Origin of the sequence: Burkholderia sp. Z1 (assembly GCF_014893795.1) — a bacterium.
GTDB lineage: Bacteria > Pseudomonadota > Gammaproteobacteria > Burkholderiales > Burkholderiaceae > Burkholderia > Burkholderia theae.
In genome coordinates, this window is sequence record NZ_JACFYL010000002.1 from 903,617 (window position 1) to 918,384 (window position 14,768).

The 14,768-nt window shown below is 67.2% G+C and carries 16 protein-coding genes; 6 read left to right on the forward strand and 10 right to left on the reverse strand.

Annotated elements, in window-relative coordinates:
- Window positions 1-2 precede the first annotated feature (2 nt).
- Window positions 3-1,436: a nicotinate phosphoribosyltransferase gene (locus tag H3H55_RS21120; RefSeq protein ID WP_193100066.1), complete on the forward strand. Its 1,434-nt coding sequence runs from the start codon at window positions 3-5 to the stop codon at window positions 1,434-1,436.
- A 56-nt stretch (window positions 1,437-1,492) separates the two neighbouring features.
- Here the strand turns inward: H3H55_RS21120 and H3H55_RS21125 are convergent, their stop codons facing one another.
- Window positions 1,493-2,359: an NmrA family NAD(P)-binding protein gene (locus tag H3H55_RS21125; protein WP_193100067.1), complete on the reverse strand. Its 867-nt coding sequence runs from the start codon at window positions 2,357-2,359 to the stop codon at window positions 1,493-1,495.
- Between the two features lie 196 nt (window positions 2,360-2,555).
- On the opposite strand from H3H55_RS21125, the gene H3H55_RS21130 reads away from it, so the two are divergent.
- On the forward strand, window positions 2,556-3,464 hold the full coding sequence (locus tag H3H55_RS21130; RefSeq protein ID WP_193102089.1) for a LysR family transcriptional regulator: 909 nt from the start codon (window positions 2,556-2,558) through the stop codon (window positions 3,462-3,464).
- A gap of 15 nt (window positions 3,465-3,479) precedes the next feature.
- Here H3H55_RS21130 and H3H55_RS21135 read toward each other — a convergent pair whose 3' ends face one another.
- A complete protein-coding gene (locus H3H55_RS21135; protein ID WP_193100068.1) occupies window positions 3,480-4,958 on the reverse strand; it encodes a PLP-dependent aminotransferase family protein in 1,479 nt (492 codons plus the stop codon).
- 126 nt (window positions 4,959-5,084) lie between these two features.
- On the opposite strand from H3H55_RS21135, the gene H3H55_RS21140 reads away from it, so the two are divergent.
- Window positions 5,085-5,972 (forward strand): DMT family transporter, encoded by an 888-nt coding sequence (locus H3H55_RS21140; RefSeq protein ID WP_193100069.1) that lies wholly within the window; start codon window positions 5,085-5,087, stop codon window positions 5,970-5,972.
- A 55-nt stretch (window positions 5,973-6,027) separates the two neighbouring features.
- Here the strand turns inward: H3H55_RS21140 and H3H55_RS21145 are convergent, their stop codons facing one another.
- Window positions 6,028-6,396 (reverse strand): VOC family protein, encoded by a 369-nt coding sequence (locus H3H55_RS21145; RefSeq protein ID WP_193100070.1) that lies wholly within the window; start codon window positions 6,394-6,396, stop codon window positions 6,028-6,030.
- 77 nt (window positions 6,397-6,473) lie between these two features.
- Here H3H55_RS21145 and H3H55_RS21150 point away from each other — a divergent pair, with 77 nt between their 5' ends.
- Window positions 6,474-7,175: a helix-turn-helix transcriptional regulator gene (locus H3H55_RS21150; RefSeq protein WP_193100071.1), complete on the forward strand. Its 702-nt coding sequence runs from the start codon at window positions 6,474-6,476 to the stop codon at window positions 7,173-7,175.
- 33 nt (window positions 7,176-7,208) lie between these two features.
- On the opposite strand, the gene H3H55_RS21155 is transcribed toward H3H55_RS21150, so the two are convergent.
- The 7 genes from H3H55_RS21155 to lysA all read right to left on the reverse strand — a co-directional run bounded on the left by H3H55_RS21155 (window position 7,209) and on the right by lysA (window position 13,035).
- Window positions 7,209-7,553, reverse strand: coding sequence for a DUF3088 domain-containing protein (locus tag H3H55_RS21155; RefSeq protein ID WP_193100072.1), 345 nt, complete (start codon window positions 7,551-7,553; stop codon window positions 7,209-7,211).
- Between the two features lie 76 nt (window positions 7,554-7,629).
- The gene (gene metC, locus H3H55_RS21160; protein ID WP_193100073.1) at window positions 7,630-8,811 is read right to left on the reverse strand and encodes a cystathionine beta-lyase; all 1,182 of its coding nucleotides are present in this window, start codon (window positions 8,809-8,811) and stop codon (window positions 7,630-7,632) included.
- 51 nt (window positions 8,812-8,862) lie between these two features.
- Complete coding sequence (locus tag H3H55_RS21165) at window positions 8,863-9,588, reverse strand: amino acid ABC transporter ATP-binding protein (RefSeq protein WP_129515427.1); 726 nt, start codon at window positions 9,586-9,588, stop codon at window positions 8,863-8,865.
- A gap of 43 nt (window positions 9,589-9,631) precedes the next feature.
- On the reverse strand, window positions 9,632-10,291 hold the full coding sequence (locus H3H55_RS21170; protein ID WP_193100074.1) for an amino acid ABC transporter permease: 660 nt from the start codon (window positions 10,289-10,291) through the stop codon (window positions 9,632-9,634).
- A gap of 67 nt (window positions 10,292-10,358) precedes the next feature.
- Window positions 10,359-11,159 carry a transporter substrate-binding domain-containing protein gene (locus tag H3H55_RS21175; protein WP_193100075.1) on the reverse strand — a complete coding sequence of 267 codons (801 nt, stop codon included), beginning with the start codon at window positions 11,157-11,159 and terminating at the stop codon, window positions 10,359-10,361.
- Window positions 11,160-11,291: 132 nt separating this feature from the next.
- Window positions 11,292-11,447, reverse strand: a complete 156-nt coding sequence (locus H3H55_RS21180) for a hypothetical protein (RefSeq protein WP_193100076.1) — start codon at window positions 11,445-11,447, stop codon at window positions 11,292-11,294.
- Window positions 11,448-11,796: 349 nt separating this feature from the next.
- On the reverse strand, window positions 11,797-13,035 hold the full coding sequence (gene lysA, locus H3H55_RS21185; protein ID WP_193100077.1) for a diaminopimelate decarboxylase: 1,239 nt from the start codon (window positions 13,033-13,035) through the stop codon (window positions 11,797-11,799).
- A 109-nt stretch (window positions 13,036-13,144) separates the two neighbouring features.
- On the opposite strand from lysA, the gene H3H55_RS21190 reads away from it, so the two are divergent.
- Both H3H55_RS21190 and H3H55_RS21195 read left to right on the forward strand, forming a co-directional pair.
- Window positions 13,145-14,059, forward strand: a complete 915-nt coding sequence (locus H3H55_RS21190) for a LysR family transcriptional regulator (protein WP_193100078.1) — start codon at window positions 13,145-13,147, stop codon at window positions 14,057-14,059.
- 56 nt (window positions 14,060-14,115) lie between these two features.
- Window positions 14,116-14,715, forward strand: coding sequence for a GNAT family N-acetyltransferase (locus H3H55_RS21195; protein WP_193100079.1), 600 nt, complete (start codon window positions 14,116-14,118; stop codon window positions 14,713-14,715).
- Window positions 14,716-14,768 lie beyond the last annotated feature (53 nt).

Sequence of the window (14,768 nt, forward strand, 5' to 3'; positions counted from 1 at the left end):
CCATGCAAAACGATCTCGGCGGCTTTGCCGCGGTTCTCGCCAATCCGATCCTCAATACGGATTCGTACAAGGCTTCCCACTTCCTGCAATATCCGCCCGACGCGTCGGCGATGTTCTCGTACGTCGAATCGCGCGGCGGTCGTTACGACCGCACGCTGTTCTTCGGCCTGCAGATGCTGCTGAAGGAGTATCTGTGCACGCCGATCACGCACGCGATGATCGACGAAGCGCGCGATTTCTTCACGGTGCACGGCGAGCCGTTCAACGAAGCCGGGTGGCGCACCATCGTCGAACGCTACGACGGTTACCTGCCGGTGAAGATCCGCGCGGTGCCCGAGGGTTCGGTCGTGCCGGTGCACAACGTGCTGATGACCGTCGAATGCGACGATCCGCAGGTGTTCTGGCTCGCGTCGTATCTCGAGACGATGCTGTTGCGCATCTGGTATCCGGTGACGGTCGCGACACGTAGCTGGCACCTGCGGCGGACGATCCGCCATTTCCTCGAAAAGACCGACGACGATCTCGCGCAACTGCCGTTCAAGCTGCACGACTTCGGCGCGCGCGGCGTATCGAGCGCGGAATCGGCCGCGATCGGCGGTGCGGCGCACCTCGTGAACTTCATGGGTTCGGACACGGTGCTCGGCGTGCTGGCCGCGAACCGCTTCTATCGCGAGCCGATGGCGGCTTATTCGGTGCCGGCGGCCGAACACAGCACGATCACGTCGTGGGGGCGCGAAGGCGAGGCCGATGCGTACCGGAACATGATCCGCCGCTTCGGCCTGCCCGGCGCGATCGTGTCGGTCGTGTCGGACTCCTACGATCTGTTCGCCGCGCTCGATCTGTGGGGCGGCGAGCTTCGGCAGGCCGTGCTCGATTCGGGCGCGACGCTCGTCGTGCGTCCCGATTCGGGCGACCCGATGGCGATCGTGCTGCAGACCGTGCGCGCGCTCGACGCGTCGTTCGGTTCGACCGTGAACGGCAAGGGGCGGCGCGTGCTGAACCGTGTGCGCGTGATCCAGGGCGATGGCGTCGACGAGCAGTCGATCGACGCGATTCTTTCCGCGCTCGACGACGCGGGTTACGCGGCCGGCAACGTCGTGTTCGGCATGGGCGGCGCGCTGTTGCAGCAACTGAACCGCGACACGCAGCGCTTCGCGATGAAGTGCTCGGCGATCCGGCGCGGCGGCGTGTGGCACGACGTCCGCAAGGATCCGGTCACCGATCAGGGCAAGCGCTCGAAGAAGGGGCGGCTCACGCTGCTGCGCAATCGCCGCACCGGCGAGTATCGGACCACGACGCTGCCCGTGGCGTGGGACGATCGTACGCTGGAAGGCGAATGGGACGAGGCGCTCGAAACGGTGTTCGATACGGGGCGCTTGCTCGTCGAAACGTCGTTTGCCGAGGTGCGGGCGAGGGCGCACGCGGGGGAAGCGTGACGCGGTGACAGGCGGGAACGGGGCGACAGCGTGCAGTGCTGCCGCCCCGTTCCCGCTCACGCGGTGCGGGCGACGAGCGTGCGCAGTACGGCATCCGCGTCGATGTCCCCTTTCAGAATATCCGCGCGTGCCGACGCGAAATCGATCCAGCCTTCGTTGAAGCCGTCGAGCATGCGCATGCGCGGTTCAGGGTGACGCATCCGCTGCGCATCGAACAGCGCTGCCCACGTGTCGCGCGGGATGGCTTCGGCGTGTACCGTGCGCCCGAGCACGCGGGCGAACGCGGCCGCCAGGTCGTTCGGGCTGACTCGTTGCGGCCCTTCTAGCTCGACGATACGTGCGCCGGTCCATTCATCCTGAAGCAGCGCGGCCGCCGCGCGGCCGACGTCTTTGGTGGCGACCATCGGCACCGGTTTGTCGAGCGGCTGCAGAAAGCTGCGGATCACGCCGTCGTCGCGTGCCGTCGCGACGTCCCATGCGGCGTTTTCCAGGAACCACGCGGGGCGCAGGAACGCGACGGGCATCGGCAGATCGGCGAACGACTGCTCGATCATCGTCAATTGCGACAGCAGGTTCACCTGCGTGGCCTGGGCGCCGATCGTCGACAGACAGACGACCTTGCGCGGCCGCGCGGCGCGCAACGCGGCGCCGACCGCGTCGATCACGGCGCGCGTTTCGGGGAATCCCGGGGACGGATCGAAGCACGGCGGCAGCAGCACGAATACGCCGGCCGCGTTCGAGAAAGCGGGCGTCAGCGCGGCGGCGTCGGTCATGTCCGCGAGTGCGACGTCGCAGTTGCGTGCGGCCCAGGGCGCGGCGCGATCCGCGTCGCGTGCGACGGCCCGCACGCGCTGGCCGGATGCGAGCAGCGCTCGGGCGAGCGCGCCGCCGACCTGTCCGGTGATGCCGGTAATGGCGTACATGGTTCGAAATCCTCATCGAAAAAGGGAAGGGTCCCGCGCCGGAACGGCCGGGCGGCGGATCTGCCTGTCGCGTTCGGGTAGGCCGCCGGAGGGGCTTGCCGTCGCGATGCATCGGGTTGCATGATAGGGAACGGCGATTCCTGATGGAATCGAATCCATGTCATTTGATTGGTGATTTTTTGTCATGAGCGAAATCATGGGCATCGACGGGCGGATTCTGGCGAACGTGGGCGTGCTGGCCGCGATCGTCGAAAGCGGCAGCTTCGCGTGCGCGGCCGATGCGCTCGGCCTGTCGCCGTCCGGCGTCAGCCGGGCCGTGGGCCGGCTCGAGGCGCGCGTCGGCGTGCGGCTGCTCGATCGCACGACGCGGTCGGTGACGCTGACGGACGAAGGGCGGCGCCTGTACGAAGATATCGGTCCGCTGCTCGCCGGGATCGGCGACGCGGTTACGCTGGCCGCCGGTTCGGTCGCCGCCGTCCGTGGCAGGTTGCGCGTGAATGTCGACGCCTATTTCTCGCGGCGGGTGCTGGCGCCGCATCTCCCGGCGTTTCTTGCGCGCCATCCCGATCTGTCGCTGGAACTGGCGGCACGCGAGCAACTCGGCGATCTGGTCGCCGAAGGTTTCGACATCGCGGTGCGGTTTGGTGAGCCGCCGTCATCGTCGCTGGTGGCGCGCAAGCTGCTGGAGACGCGTGCGGTGACGGTCGCCGCGCCCGCGTACGTGAAGCGGCACGGGCGTCCCGAGGCGCCTGCCGATCTGGTCGGCCACGCGTGCATCCAGATGCGCAACACGCTGACCGGCCAGCCGCTCGAATGGGTCTATCAGCTTGGCCGCAAGCGCGTGCCGGTGAAGACGACGGGCCGGCTGCTCGTCAACGACGCCGGCACGATGCTCGGCGCGTGCCTGGCCGGCGCGGGCATCGCCCGCTTCAAGGCGAGCGGCGTAGCGGAGCTGATCGAGCAGGGGCGGCTCGTCGAGCTGCTCGCGGATTGGCGCGGCGAGGCGTTCCCGCTGTTTGCGTACTATCCGTCGCGCCATTTGCCGCCCGCGAAGGTGCGCGCGTTCGTCGATTTCGTGGCCGAGATCGTGGCGATCGGCAGTTAGCGCGATCGCCTGCGATTACGGTTCGCCCGCGAGCGCGCGCTGTTCCGCATCCGCCTGCACGCCACTGCGTTCCGCCGCGCGCACCGCCTCCATCGCCCGCGCAAGCGCATCGAACACCGCGGGCCCCTTGCAGCGCGATACGTTGAAGCGCAGGTACGACGTCGCGCTGTGCGATGGGCTGAACACGTTGCCGGGCGCCAGCACGACGTCGTGATCCAGCGCATGGCGTGCGACGCGTGCCGCATCTAGCCCGTCGGGCAGTTGCGCCCATACGAACAGGCCGCCGCGCGGCTCCGTCCAGATCCCGAGCCCGGCGCGCGCGAGGCGCCGGATCGTCTCGCCCATCGCATCGGCGAGACGCGCGCGCAGGCCGTCGAGGTGACGCCGGTACGTGCCGTCGATCAGCAGCCGGTGCACGACGTTCGCGCCGATCTGCGCGTTGCCGAACGACGTTGCAAGCTTCAGGTCGACGAGCGCCTCGATCCATTCCGGGCGTGCGGCGATGTAACCGCAGCGGATCGCGGCCGACAGCGTCTTCGAGAAGCTGCCGATCGATACGACGCGCGACAACCCGTCGAACGCCGCGAGGCGCGGCGCGGGCGTGCTCTCGAAATCCGCGAAGATGTCGTCCTCGACGATCAGCAGCCCGTGCTCGGCCGCGAGCGTCAGCAGCCGGTGTGCGACGGGCGGCGCGAGCGTCGCGCCGGTCGGGTTGTGCAGCGCCGCGTTGGTGATGTACAGGCGCGGCCGGTGCTCGGCGAGCACCTGCTCGAAGCGCGCCAGATCGGGGCCGTTCGGCGTGAACGGGACGCTGACGATCCGCGCGCGGTGTGCGCGCAGCAGCGCCTGGAAGTTGAAGTAGCACGGATCGTCGAGCACGACCGTGTCGCCCGGCTCCAGCAGCAGCCGGCACACGAGGTCGAGCGCGTGCGTGCCGCCGTCGGTCAGCAAGATCTGCGTGGGTTCCGCGTGAACGCCGTGCTGCGAGAGCCGCCAGGCAAGCTGCTGGCGCAGCGCGGGCAGGCCGAGCGGCGTCGCATAGTCGGTCAGCGCGTCGGATTCGTCGCGCGACACGGCGCGCAGCGCGCGGCGCAGGCTTTCATCGGGCAGCCACGACGACGGCAGCCATCCGCAGCCGGGCTTCACGGACGTCGGCGCCGCTTCGAGCGATTGGCGCGACAGCCACAGCGGATCGAGCTCGCGATCGAGGCGCGGGCCGAGATCGGCGAGCGCGAGCGGCGGCGCGTGCCCCGACACATAGAAGCCCGAGCCGCGCCGCGCGACGAGCACGCCTTCGCTCGCGAGCCGCTCGTACGCATCGACGACCGTCGATTTCGACACGCCCAGCCCGTCGGCCATCATCCGGATCGACGGCACGCGCGCACCGGGCATCAGCGCGCGGCTCGCGATCCGCGCGCGCAAGGTATCCATCACGGTTTCCACGCGCGTGCGCGTCGGGGCGGGCGGAACGGGAATCGGGGCGGCATGGCTCATGGCGAAGAATGAACTGTACGGCCAGTTGTCCAGTACAGTTTGTCCGAATTGTATTGGGCTGTAGCTTACGCGTTTTTCGCGGGCGGCGGATCATCGGTCATCCACTTTCCCCGTTCAGGATTTCCCGTGCAAAAGACGACCGACGGATGGCTCAGCGGCTTGCTGGGCGTAATCATCTTCAGTGGCTCGCTGCCTGCGACGCGTGTCGCGGTGCAGGGGCTCGACCCGCTGTTCCTCACGTTCGCGCGTGCGACGATCGCCGGCGCGCTCGGCCTGCTGCTGCTCGTCGTGCTGAAGCAGCGGCGGCCGACGCGTGCCGAGGCCGTGTCGCTGGCCATCGTCGCGCTCGGGGTGGTGGTCGGCTTCCCGTTGCTGACGGCGCTCGCGCTGAAGCATGTGACGTCCGCGCACGCGATCGTGTTCGTCGGGCTGCTGCCGCTCGCGACCGCGTTGTTCGGCGTGTGGCGCGGCGGCGAACGGCCGCGGCTGCCGTTCTGGATCTTCTCGATCGTCGGCAGCGGCGCGGTGGCCGCGTTTGCGCTGCGCAACGGCGGCCAGGCGTCGGTGGTCGGCGATGCGCTGATGCTGGCCGCGATCGTCGCGTGCGGGCTCGGCTACGCGGAAGGCGCGCGCCTGTCGCGGCAGCTCGGCGGCTGGCAGGTGATCTCGTGGGCGCTCGTGCTGTCGTTGCCGCTGATGCTGCCGCTTACATGGCTCACGTGGCCGGCGTCGTTCGACGGCGTCGACGCCGCCGCGCTGTGGGGGCTCGCGTACGTGTCGCTGTTCAGCATGCTGATCGGTTTCGTGTTCTGGTATCGCGGGCTTGCGCTCGGCGGGATCGCGGGCGTCGGCCAGTTGCAGCTGCTGCAGCCGTTCTTCGGCTTCCTGCTGGCGGCCGGGCTGCTGCACGAGACGGTGCCGCCGTCGATGGTCGTCGTGACGGCCGTCGTGGTCGGCTGCGTGGCGGGTGCGAAGTACTTCTCGAAAATGGCGCCCGTGCAGCGCGCGGGGTGACGCGCGCCTGAATGAAGGTGCGGGCGCGACCGGTTGACGGTCCGCACGCTTGCGCTCATTTGTCGGGCATGCACACGCGCAACCGGTGGCCGTCCGGGTCAAGCGCGAGGAACGTCAGACCGAACACGGCCGTCATCGGCGGTTGTTCGAACGGTACGCCGAGCGCCTTCCATGCGTCGTACAGGCGCTCGACTTCGCGCTCGTCGTCGACCATGAATGCCAGCTCCGATCGATGGCCGGTGCCGCCCGACACGAAGTCATTCGCATGGGTCGACCACAGGCCCAGATGCAGCCCGTTGTCGAGCGCGAAGGCTGTGTAGGTCGGAAACGCGGCGACAGGCCGGCGCTCGAACAGGCGCTCGTAGAACTGCGCGCTGCGCGTCGGGTCCTCGACATACAGAAGAACGAGATTCGGGGAAGTCATGCGGAGCCGTCCTGATATCGATTAAGATGCGTCCCATTCTATGAATGAATGCTGTCAGAAAATGGCAGCATTGAACGATGACGCGTGCTGAACGACTGCTCTCGCTATTGCAGCTGTTGCGACGCCACCGCCACCCGGTGAGCGGTCGCGTGCTGGCTGAAGAACTAGGCATCAGCCTACGCACGGTCTATCGCGACATTGCGTCGTTGCAGGCGCAGGGTGCGGACATCGAAGGCGAGCCGGGTGTCGGCTACGTGCTGCGTGCCGGTTTCATGCTGCCGCCATTGATGTTTTCGCAATCGGAACTCGAAGCGCTGATGCTCGGCTTTCGCTGGGTCGGGAAGTTCGCCGATGCACAGCTCACGACGGCCGCATCCGATGCGCTCGCGAAAATATCCGCCGTGCTACCGGTCGACCTGCGCCGCGAGATGGAATGCACGACACTGCTCGTCGGCCCGCGTACGGTCGAGGATCGGGAGATCGTCGACATGGGTGCCGTGCGCACGGCGATTCGTACCGAAAGCAAGATCAGGATTCGATATTCGGGCGAAGGCCGGCGAGCGATCGACGAACGGATCGTGTGGCCATTCGCGCTCGGCTATTTCAATGACGCGCGGATTCTGGCGGCGTGGTGCGAAGGGCGGAACGACTTCCGGCATTTTCGGACCGATCGCATCGTCGAGCTGGAGCGGCTGGATGTGCGTTATCCGAGGCGGCGAGCGGTGCTGCTGAAGGCGTGGCGTGCGGCGGGCGCCGACGTGCGTGTGGCGGTGAGGTAGCGTGCGGCCGCTCGGCCGCACGCGCCGGTGCGCTTATGCGACGTGCGCTACGCCGTATTGCGACGACAGATACCGTCGGATATCGGCCGGCGAATCGATGAAGCGCCGGCCGTCGTGCTCGCGAATCGCGAGTGCATCGTCTTTCGGCGCGTGTCCGTCGCCGAGCACGAGCACAGGCGCGGACTGGTTGTCCGCGCCGATCAGCGCGACGATCGGCTCGCGCGGCCGCGGCGCGTCGATGTATTCGACGTCGACGGCGTCGCGCAGCTGCGGGTAGAAGCTCAGCAGCCCTTCGACGGAAACGGAGTCGCCGCAGTAGAACGGACCTTCGGAGTCCTTGAAAAAGCCGGGGCGAAGAATGAACAGCGTGTCTTTCATGATGGTCTCGCTATGAGGGTGGGGCGAACGTTGAAGAAAACGTGATGCGGGGTGGCCTGTACTACGTCGCCGGACTTCAGGCTTCCGCGAGTGCGGCGGCGCGCATTCTGGCGAAACCGGCGGCGAGGTCGGCGATCATGTCGTCGGGATGCTCGAGCCCCGCATGAATCCGCAGCAGCGGGCCTGCCGCTGCCCACTGTGTGGCGGTACGGTTGCGCGACGGATTGGACGGGATGATCAGGCTTTCGAAGCCGCCCCAGCTATACCCCATGCCGAAGCACGTCATCCCGTCGAGCAGCGCGCGCACCGCCTCGTCGGGCTGCGGATGCAGCACTACGCCGAACAGCCCGCACGCACCGGTGAAATCGCGCTGCCACAGCGCATGGCCGGGGTCGCCGGGCCGCGCCGGATACAGGATCCGCGCGACTTCCGGTTGTGCAGCGAGCCATTCGGTCAGCACGTGTGCGTTGCGCTGGTGCCGCTCGAGCCGGACCGATAGCGTGCGCAGGCCGCGCAGCGCGAGATAAGCGTCGTCGCCGCTGACCGTCATCCCGAGTTGCCGGTAGAAGCGCGTGACTTTCGGGGCGAGCGCCTCGGTCGTCAGGATCGCGCCCATCAGCACGTCGGAGTGTCCGGCGATGTACTTGGTCGCGGCGTGAATCGACACGTCGACGCCATGGTCGAACGAGCGGAAGTTCAGCGGCGTTCCCCACGTGTTGTCGAGCAGCACGACGGCGCCGTGCCGGTGCGCGACGTGGCTGATGGCCGGAATATCCTGCACCTCGAAGGTCAGCGAGCCCGGCGATTCGGCGAATACCGCACGCGTGTTCGGCCGCATCAGCGACGCGATGCCCGCGCCGATCGACGGATCGTAGTAGGTCGTCTCGATGCCGAGGCGCGCGAGCGTTTCATCGCAGAACGAGCGGGTCGGGTCGTACACGGAATCAGCCATCAGCAGATGGTCGCCGGGATTCAGCACCGCGAGCAGCGCGGTCGTGATCGCGCTGAGGCCGCTCGGCGTCAGCAGCGCGGCGTGCGCGCCCTCGAGGCGCGCGAGCGCTTTCTCGAGCGCGCGCGTGGTCGGGCTGCCGTGGCGCCCATACGCGAGCGGCGTGCCGCGCACCGCGTCGAGCGCGTCGGTGCCGTGAAAGAGCAGGGTCGACTGGCGATACACGGGCGGGTTCACGGGCGAACCGGGCTGGCCGTGCGAACGGCCTTCGTGGGCGAGTACGGTGTCGGTCGAATGCAGGTGGTTCAAGGTGTCGTCCTTTGAGGGTCAATCAATCGAAGCAAGGCCGCCGCTGCGCGGTCAGTGCAGGATCTTGTCGAGGAAGTCGCGGGCGCGCTCGGAACGCGGCGCGGCGAAGAACCTGTCGCTGGCCGCGTCCTCCACCACCGCACCCTGGTCCATGAAAATCACGCGATGCGCGACTTTCCGCGCGAAGCCCATTTCATGCGTGACGCAGACCATCGTCATGCCGTCGCGCGCGAGCTCGACCATCACGTCGAGCACTTCGTTGATCATCTCGGGATCGAGCGCGGAGGTCGGCTCGTCGAACAGCATCGCGACCGGGTTCATCGACAGCGCGCGCGCGATCGCGACGCGCTGCTGCTGGCCGCCGGACAACTGCCCCGGATACTTGTGCGCGTGCGCCTTCAGGCCGACGCGATCGAGCAGCTTCATGGCGTTCTCGACGGCCTCGTCCTTGCGGCGGCCGAGCACCTTGACCTGCGCGAGCGTCAGGTTCTCGGTGATCGACAGATGCGGAAACAGCTCGAAGTGCTGGAACACCATGCCGACGCGGGCGCGCAATTGCGCAAGCTTCGCGGCCGGGTCGCCGAGCCGCATGCCGTCGACGGTGATGCTGCCTTTCTGGAACGGTTCGAGGCCGTTGATCGTCTTGATCAGCGTCGACTTGCCGGAGCCCGACGGCCCGCACACGACAACCACTTCGCCTTTCGAGACCGCCGCGCTGCATGCCGAGAGGACCTGATGCTTGCCATACCATTTCGAAACATTGTCGAGCGTAATCATGTTCTGTCCGTCGTTGAGGTCGGGTTGAATGGGCGGCACGCGTTCAATGCGTGGACGGCAGCGCGAGGCGCGTTTCGACGCGGCCCTGAAGCCGCGTAAGCAGCGTGCTCAGCACCCAGTAGATCGCGGCGGCGGCGAGATAGAGCGGCAGCGGCTGGAACGTCGCGGCGATCACTTCCTGCGTCGAGCGCAGCAATTCGGTGACGGTGATCACCGAGACCAGCGACGTGTCCTTGATCAGGCTGATCAGTGTGTTGCCGAGGCTCGGCACCGCGAGGCGCAGCGCTTGCGGGCAGACGATATAGCGCAGCGTCTGCACATGCGTGAGACCGAGGCTGTGCGCGGCCGCCCATTGCCCGCGGCCGATGCCGAGGATCGCACCGCGCATGCTTTCCGACAGATAGGCGCCCGCGTTGAGCGTCAGCGTGAAGATGCCGGCGGTCGTCGGATCGAGCGTGATGCCGAGATCGGGCAGCCCGTAATAGACGACGAACATCTGCACGAGCAGCGGCGTGCCGCGCATCAGGCTGATGTAGCCCTGTGCCAGCCCTGCGGCGAGCCGGTTGCTGCCGATCCGCAGGATCGCGATCACGAGCCCGACGACGAGGCCGAGCGCCATCGACGCCACCGCGAATTTCAGCGTGAGCACCGCGCCTTTGACCATCACGGGCAGGGTATGAACGACCAGTTCGAGTGCTTCCATCACGTGTCTCCTGATTGTGTGCCGGACGGCCCGCGCGTTCGTGCGCGCGGGCGCGGGGCGGGCTGCGTTATTGCGTCACCGGCTTGGTCGTGTCGGCGCCGAACCACTGCATCGAAATCTTCTTCAGCGTGCCGTCCTGCTGCAGCGACGCGACCGCATCGTCGATCGCCTTCGCGAATTTCGGATTGCCCTTGCGGAACGGGATGCCCATCCGGTCCTCGCCGCCCGCCAGCAAGGAACCCGGGCGCAGCGGCAGGTGCGAGTTCTTGATCAGGTAACTGAGCATCAGGCGATCGTTGACCGCCGCATCGATACGGCCCGCCGCGAGGTCGCGCAGGTTTTCCGGTGTGCCCGGGTAGACCTGCAGATCGATGGCGGGCACGGTCTTGACGAGATCGACGTAGTTGCTGCCCATCGTCACGCCGACCTTCTTGCCCTTCAGTTCGTCGAGCGACTTGAATGCGCGCGTGTCGTTCTGACGTTGCAGCAGTTGCGCCGACGAATACACGTACGGTGCGCTGAAGTCGAGCGCCTGCTGGCGCGACGGTGTAATCGCGACCTGGTTGACGATCACGTCGAATTTGCCGGCCTGCAGGCCGGCGAGGATCCCGCTCCATTCGGTCGTGACGAACTGCGGCTTCACGCCGAGGCGCGCGGCCACCGCTTTCGCGACGTCGACATCGAAGCCTTCGAGCTGGCCGTCGGCGTTGCGGTAGTCGAACGGCGGATAGGTGCCTTCCAGCGCGATCTTCAGCACGCCGGCCTGTTTGACGCTGTCGAGCAGGTCCGCCGCGTGCGACGTGGCGGCCGCCATGCAGAGGAGTGCGGCGGCAAGGCCTTGCTTGAGCGTCGGGGTGAAGTGCTTCATGGTCGTCTCCGTGGTTGTTGTCGAAAATTCAGGGTGTGCGAAGCCGCGGCGACGGGCGGCGTCGCCGTGGGCGGGAAGTCGGTGCGGCGGGTGGCGGCGCGTGTCGTGCGCCGCCGTGCGTGATGCCGTGCGTTACGGCATGCGTTCGCGTGCGACGGTGGCGCGGCGCGCGTGCGGATGAAGGCGTGTGAAGTGCGAGTGGTCGCCGCGTGACGCATGAGCCGGCCGTGCGGCATGCGTGTCGAACGTGTTCCGGTGCGCGGCGAAGAGTTCAAGCATGGTGTTCATGATTGCCCGTACGGCTTTGCGAAAGGGTGGACCGGGTGCTTCGTCGATGCGCATCCGGTGACACGAATGCTGAGCGACTGAGGGCAATCTTAGGTTCATCAAAAAGGAATGTGTTTCCAAAGATGCATGCACTTTCTGCGCGCCGTGGAATGTTTTTCTCTGCGTGCGGAAGGTGGCGCAAGCGATCTGCTGCGGTTGCGCGCGATGCGAAGCATCAGGTGCTACGGTGCGACCGCGCGGTTGCTCCGCATCGCGAGCGGGTGAACCGGCGGCACACCGGAAAGCAAAACGGCCAGGCTTGCCGGTAGTGGCAAGCCTGGCCGTTGGCCTTCGTGTCGACGAACGCGCGTTACGCGAACGTCTCGAGCGCGAGCAATTCGTCGATCGTCTGCCGGCGGCGGATCAGCCGCGGCGTGCCGCGATCGACGAGCACTTCCGGCGCGAGTGGCCGGCTGTTGTAGTTCGAGGACATCGATGCGCCATACGCGCCCGCGTCGTGCAGGAACAGCAGGTCGCCGATCTGCGGCTGCGGCAGCGTGCGGTGCGTGACCACGCCGCCCGCGTCCTGCGTGAACACGTCGCCCGATTCGCACAGCGGCCCCGCGATCGCGAGGTCGACGAGCGGCCGGCCCGCGGGCAGCGCGCCGTCGTGCGCGTGCACGGACACGGCGTGGTAGCTGCCGTACATCGACGGGCGCATCAGGTCGTTGAAGCCCGCGTCGATCAGCACGAAATCGTGCTTCGGCCGGCGGTTGACGGCCTGCACCTCGGTGACGAGCGTGCCGGCTTCGGCGACGAGGAAGCGGCCCGGTTCGATCTCGATGCGCACCGGGTGGCCGAGATGCCGTTCGATCCGCTTGCGCGCGGCGTCCCACTGGCTGAAGTAGTGACCGACGTCGACGCGCGGCTCGCCGTCGCGATACGGAATCGACAGGCCGCCGCCGGCCGAGATCGCGTCGATGTCGTGACCGAGCGACGTGACGAGATCGACCATCGCATCGCACACCTGCGACAGGTGGCCGTAGTCGACGCCCGAACCGATGTGCATGTGGATGCCGACGAGCTTCAGCCCGTACTGGCGCACGATCTCGATCGCGCGCGGCACGTCGTCGATCCAGATGCCGTGCTTGCTCTGCGGGCCGCCGGTGTTGGTCTTGTTGCTGTGGCCGTGGCCGAAGCCGGGATTGACGCGCAGCCACACGCGGTGGCCCGGCGCGTGTTCGCCGATCCGCGCGAGCATGTCGAGCGAACCCGCGTTCACGGTCACGCCGTGCTTCAGCACGGCCGCGAGCGTCGGGCGGTCGATCAGGTCGGCCGTGAACACGACGCCTTCCGGCTCGCCGGCGGGACTGAACCCGGCCGCGAGGCTGCGTTCGATCTCGCCGAGCGACACGGCGTCGACGCATGCGCCTTCTTCGCGTATCAGCTTCAGGATATGGACGTTCGAGTTCGCCTTCTGCGCATAACGGATCACGTCGAACTGGCGCAGTTGGGCGATGCGGTCGCGGATGACGTCGGCGTCGTACACCCACAGCGGGGTGCCGTATTGCTGCGCGAGCGTCGCGAGCTGGCGGGAATCGAGGGACATGGCGGATGAATCGGATCGAATGAACGGATAGCGTCGATGATGCACCTGTTCGGCTATACAGTAAAATGCCTGTTTATCGACATTCGATTCATATTTGATATAGACGATCATGCTCACGCACCGCCATATCGAGGTCTTCCGCGCGCTGATGGTCACCGGCAGCACGACGCGCGCGGCCGAAATGCTCTACACGTCGCAGCCGACGATCAGCCGCGAGCTCGCGCGGATGGAGCAGGTCGTCGGTTTCGCGCTGTTCGAGCGCGCGCACGGCCGGCTGCGGCCGACGATGGCCGCGCTCACGCTGTTCGACGACGTGCGGCTCGCGTATGTGGGGCTCGAGCGCGTCGCGGCGACGGCCGCGCGCCTGCGCGAGTTTCGCGACGGGCAGTTGTCGGTGATCGCGCTGCCGGCGTTCTCGCATGCGATCCTGCCCGGCGCGTGCCGGCGGTTTCACGGCGCGCATGCGGGCGTCAGCGTGTCGGTCGCGACGCAGGAGTCGCCGGTGCTCGAAGAGTGGCTGACCGCGCAGCGTTACGACCTCGGGCTGACCGAGCACGACGTCGCGCCGGCCGGCACCGTGCTCACGCCGTTGCTCGAAGTCGACGAAGTATGCGTGCTGCCCGACGGCCATCCGCTGCTCGCGCAGGACGCGATCGATCTGCTGGATCTCGCCGATCGACCATTCGTGAGCCTGTCGCTGAACGATCCGTATCGCATCCTGATCGACGAGGCGTTCGCGCAACTCGGCGTCGCGCCGCGCTCGGTCGTCGAAACGCCGTCGGCCGTGTCGGTGTGCGCGTTCGTGCGGCAAGGGCTCGGCGCGGCGATCGTCAATCCGCTGACCGCGCTCGATTTCGTCGGGCGCGACCTGCACGTGCGGCCGCTCACGCGCTCGTTTCCGTACCGGGTCAGCATGATCGTGCCCGAGCACCGGCCGAAGAACCTGCTCGTCGATGCGTTCGGCGCTGCGCTACGCGCGGAGGCGAAGGCGATCCGTCGGCGGCTGGCCGCGCACCTCGGTTAACGCGGCCGTATGATGGGCGTTTCGCCGCCATCGTCCTTACTTTCCGGAACCTCGTCATGACCGACGCTTCATCTTCCCTAGAACAACCGACGCTCACCGGCGAGCGTATCGAACTGCGGCCGCTCGACGCATCCGACCGGCAGGCGCTGCTGGATGCCGCGGCCGACGGCCAGTTGTGGAACCTGAAGGTCACGGCCGTGCCGAGCGCGGAGACGGTCGATGCTTATATCGATACTGCATTGAAGGGGCGGGCGGCCGGCACCGTGATGCCGTTCGCGATCGTCGACCGCACATCGGGCCGCGTGATCGGCAGTACGCGCTTCTGGAAGATCGATCGCACGCATCGCAAGCTCGAGATCGGCCATACGTGGCTGAGCGAATCGGCGCAGCGCACGCGCGCGAATACCGAAGCGAAGTGGCTGCTGCTGACCTATGCGTTCGACACGCTGCATTGCGTGCGCGTGCAGTTCACAACCGACGAGCTGAACGAGAAATCGCGCGCGGCGATTCTGCGGCTCGGCGCGAAGCAGGAAGGGATCGTGCGCCACGAACGGATCATGCCGGACGGCCGCAAGCGCAATTCGGTGCGCTTCAGCATCATCGACGACGAATGGCCGGAGGTGAGTGCGCGGCTCGCGGCGAAGCTCGCGAAGTGACGCGTAGCGCATGACGTATGGCGCGTTTGCGCGCCGGGTCATGCAGTCAGATG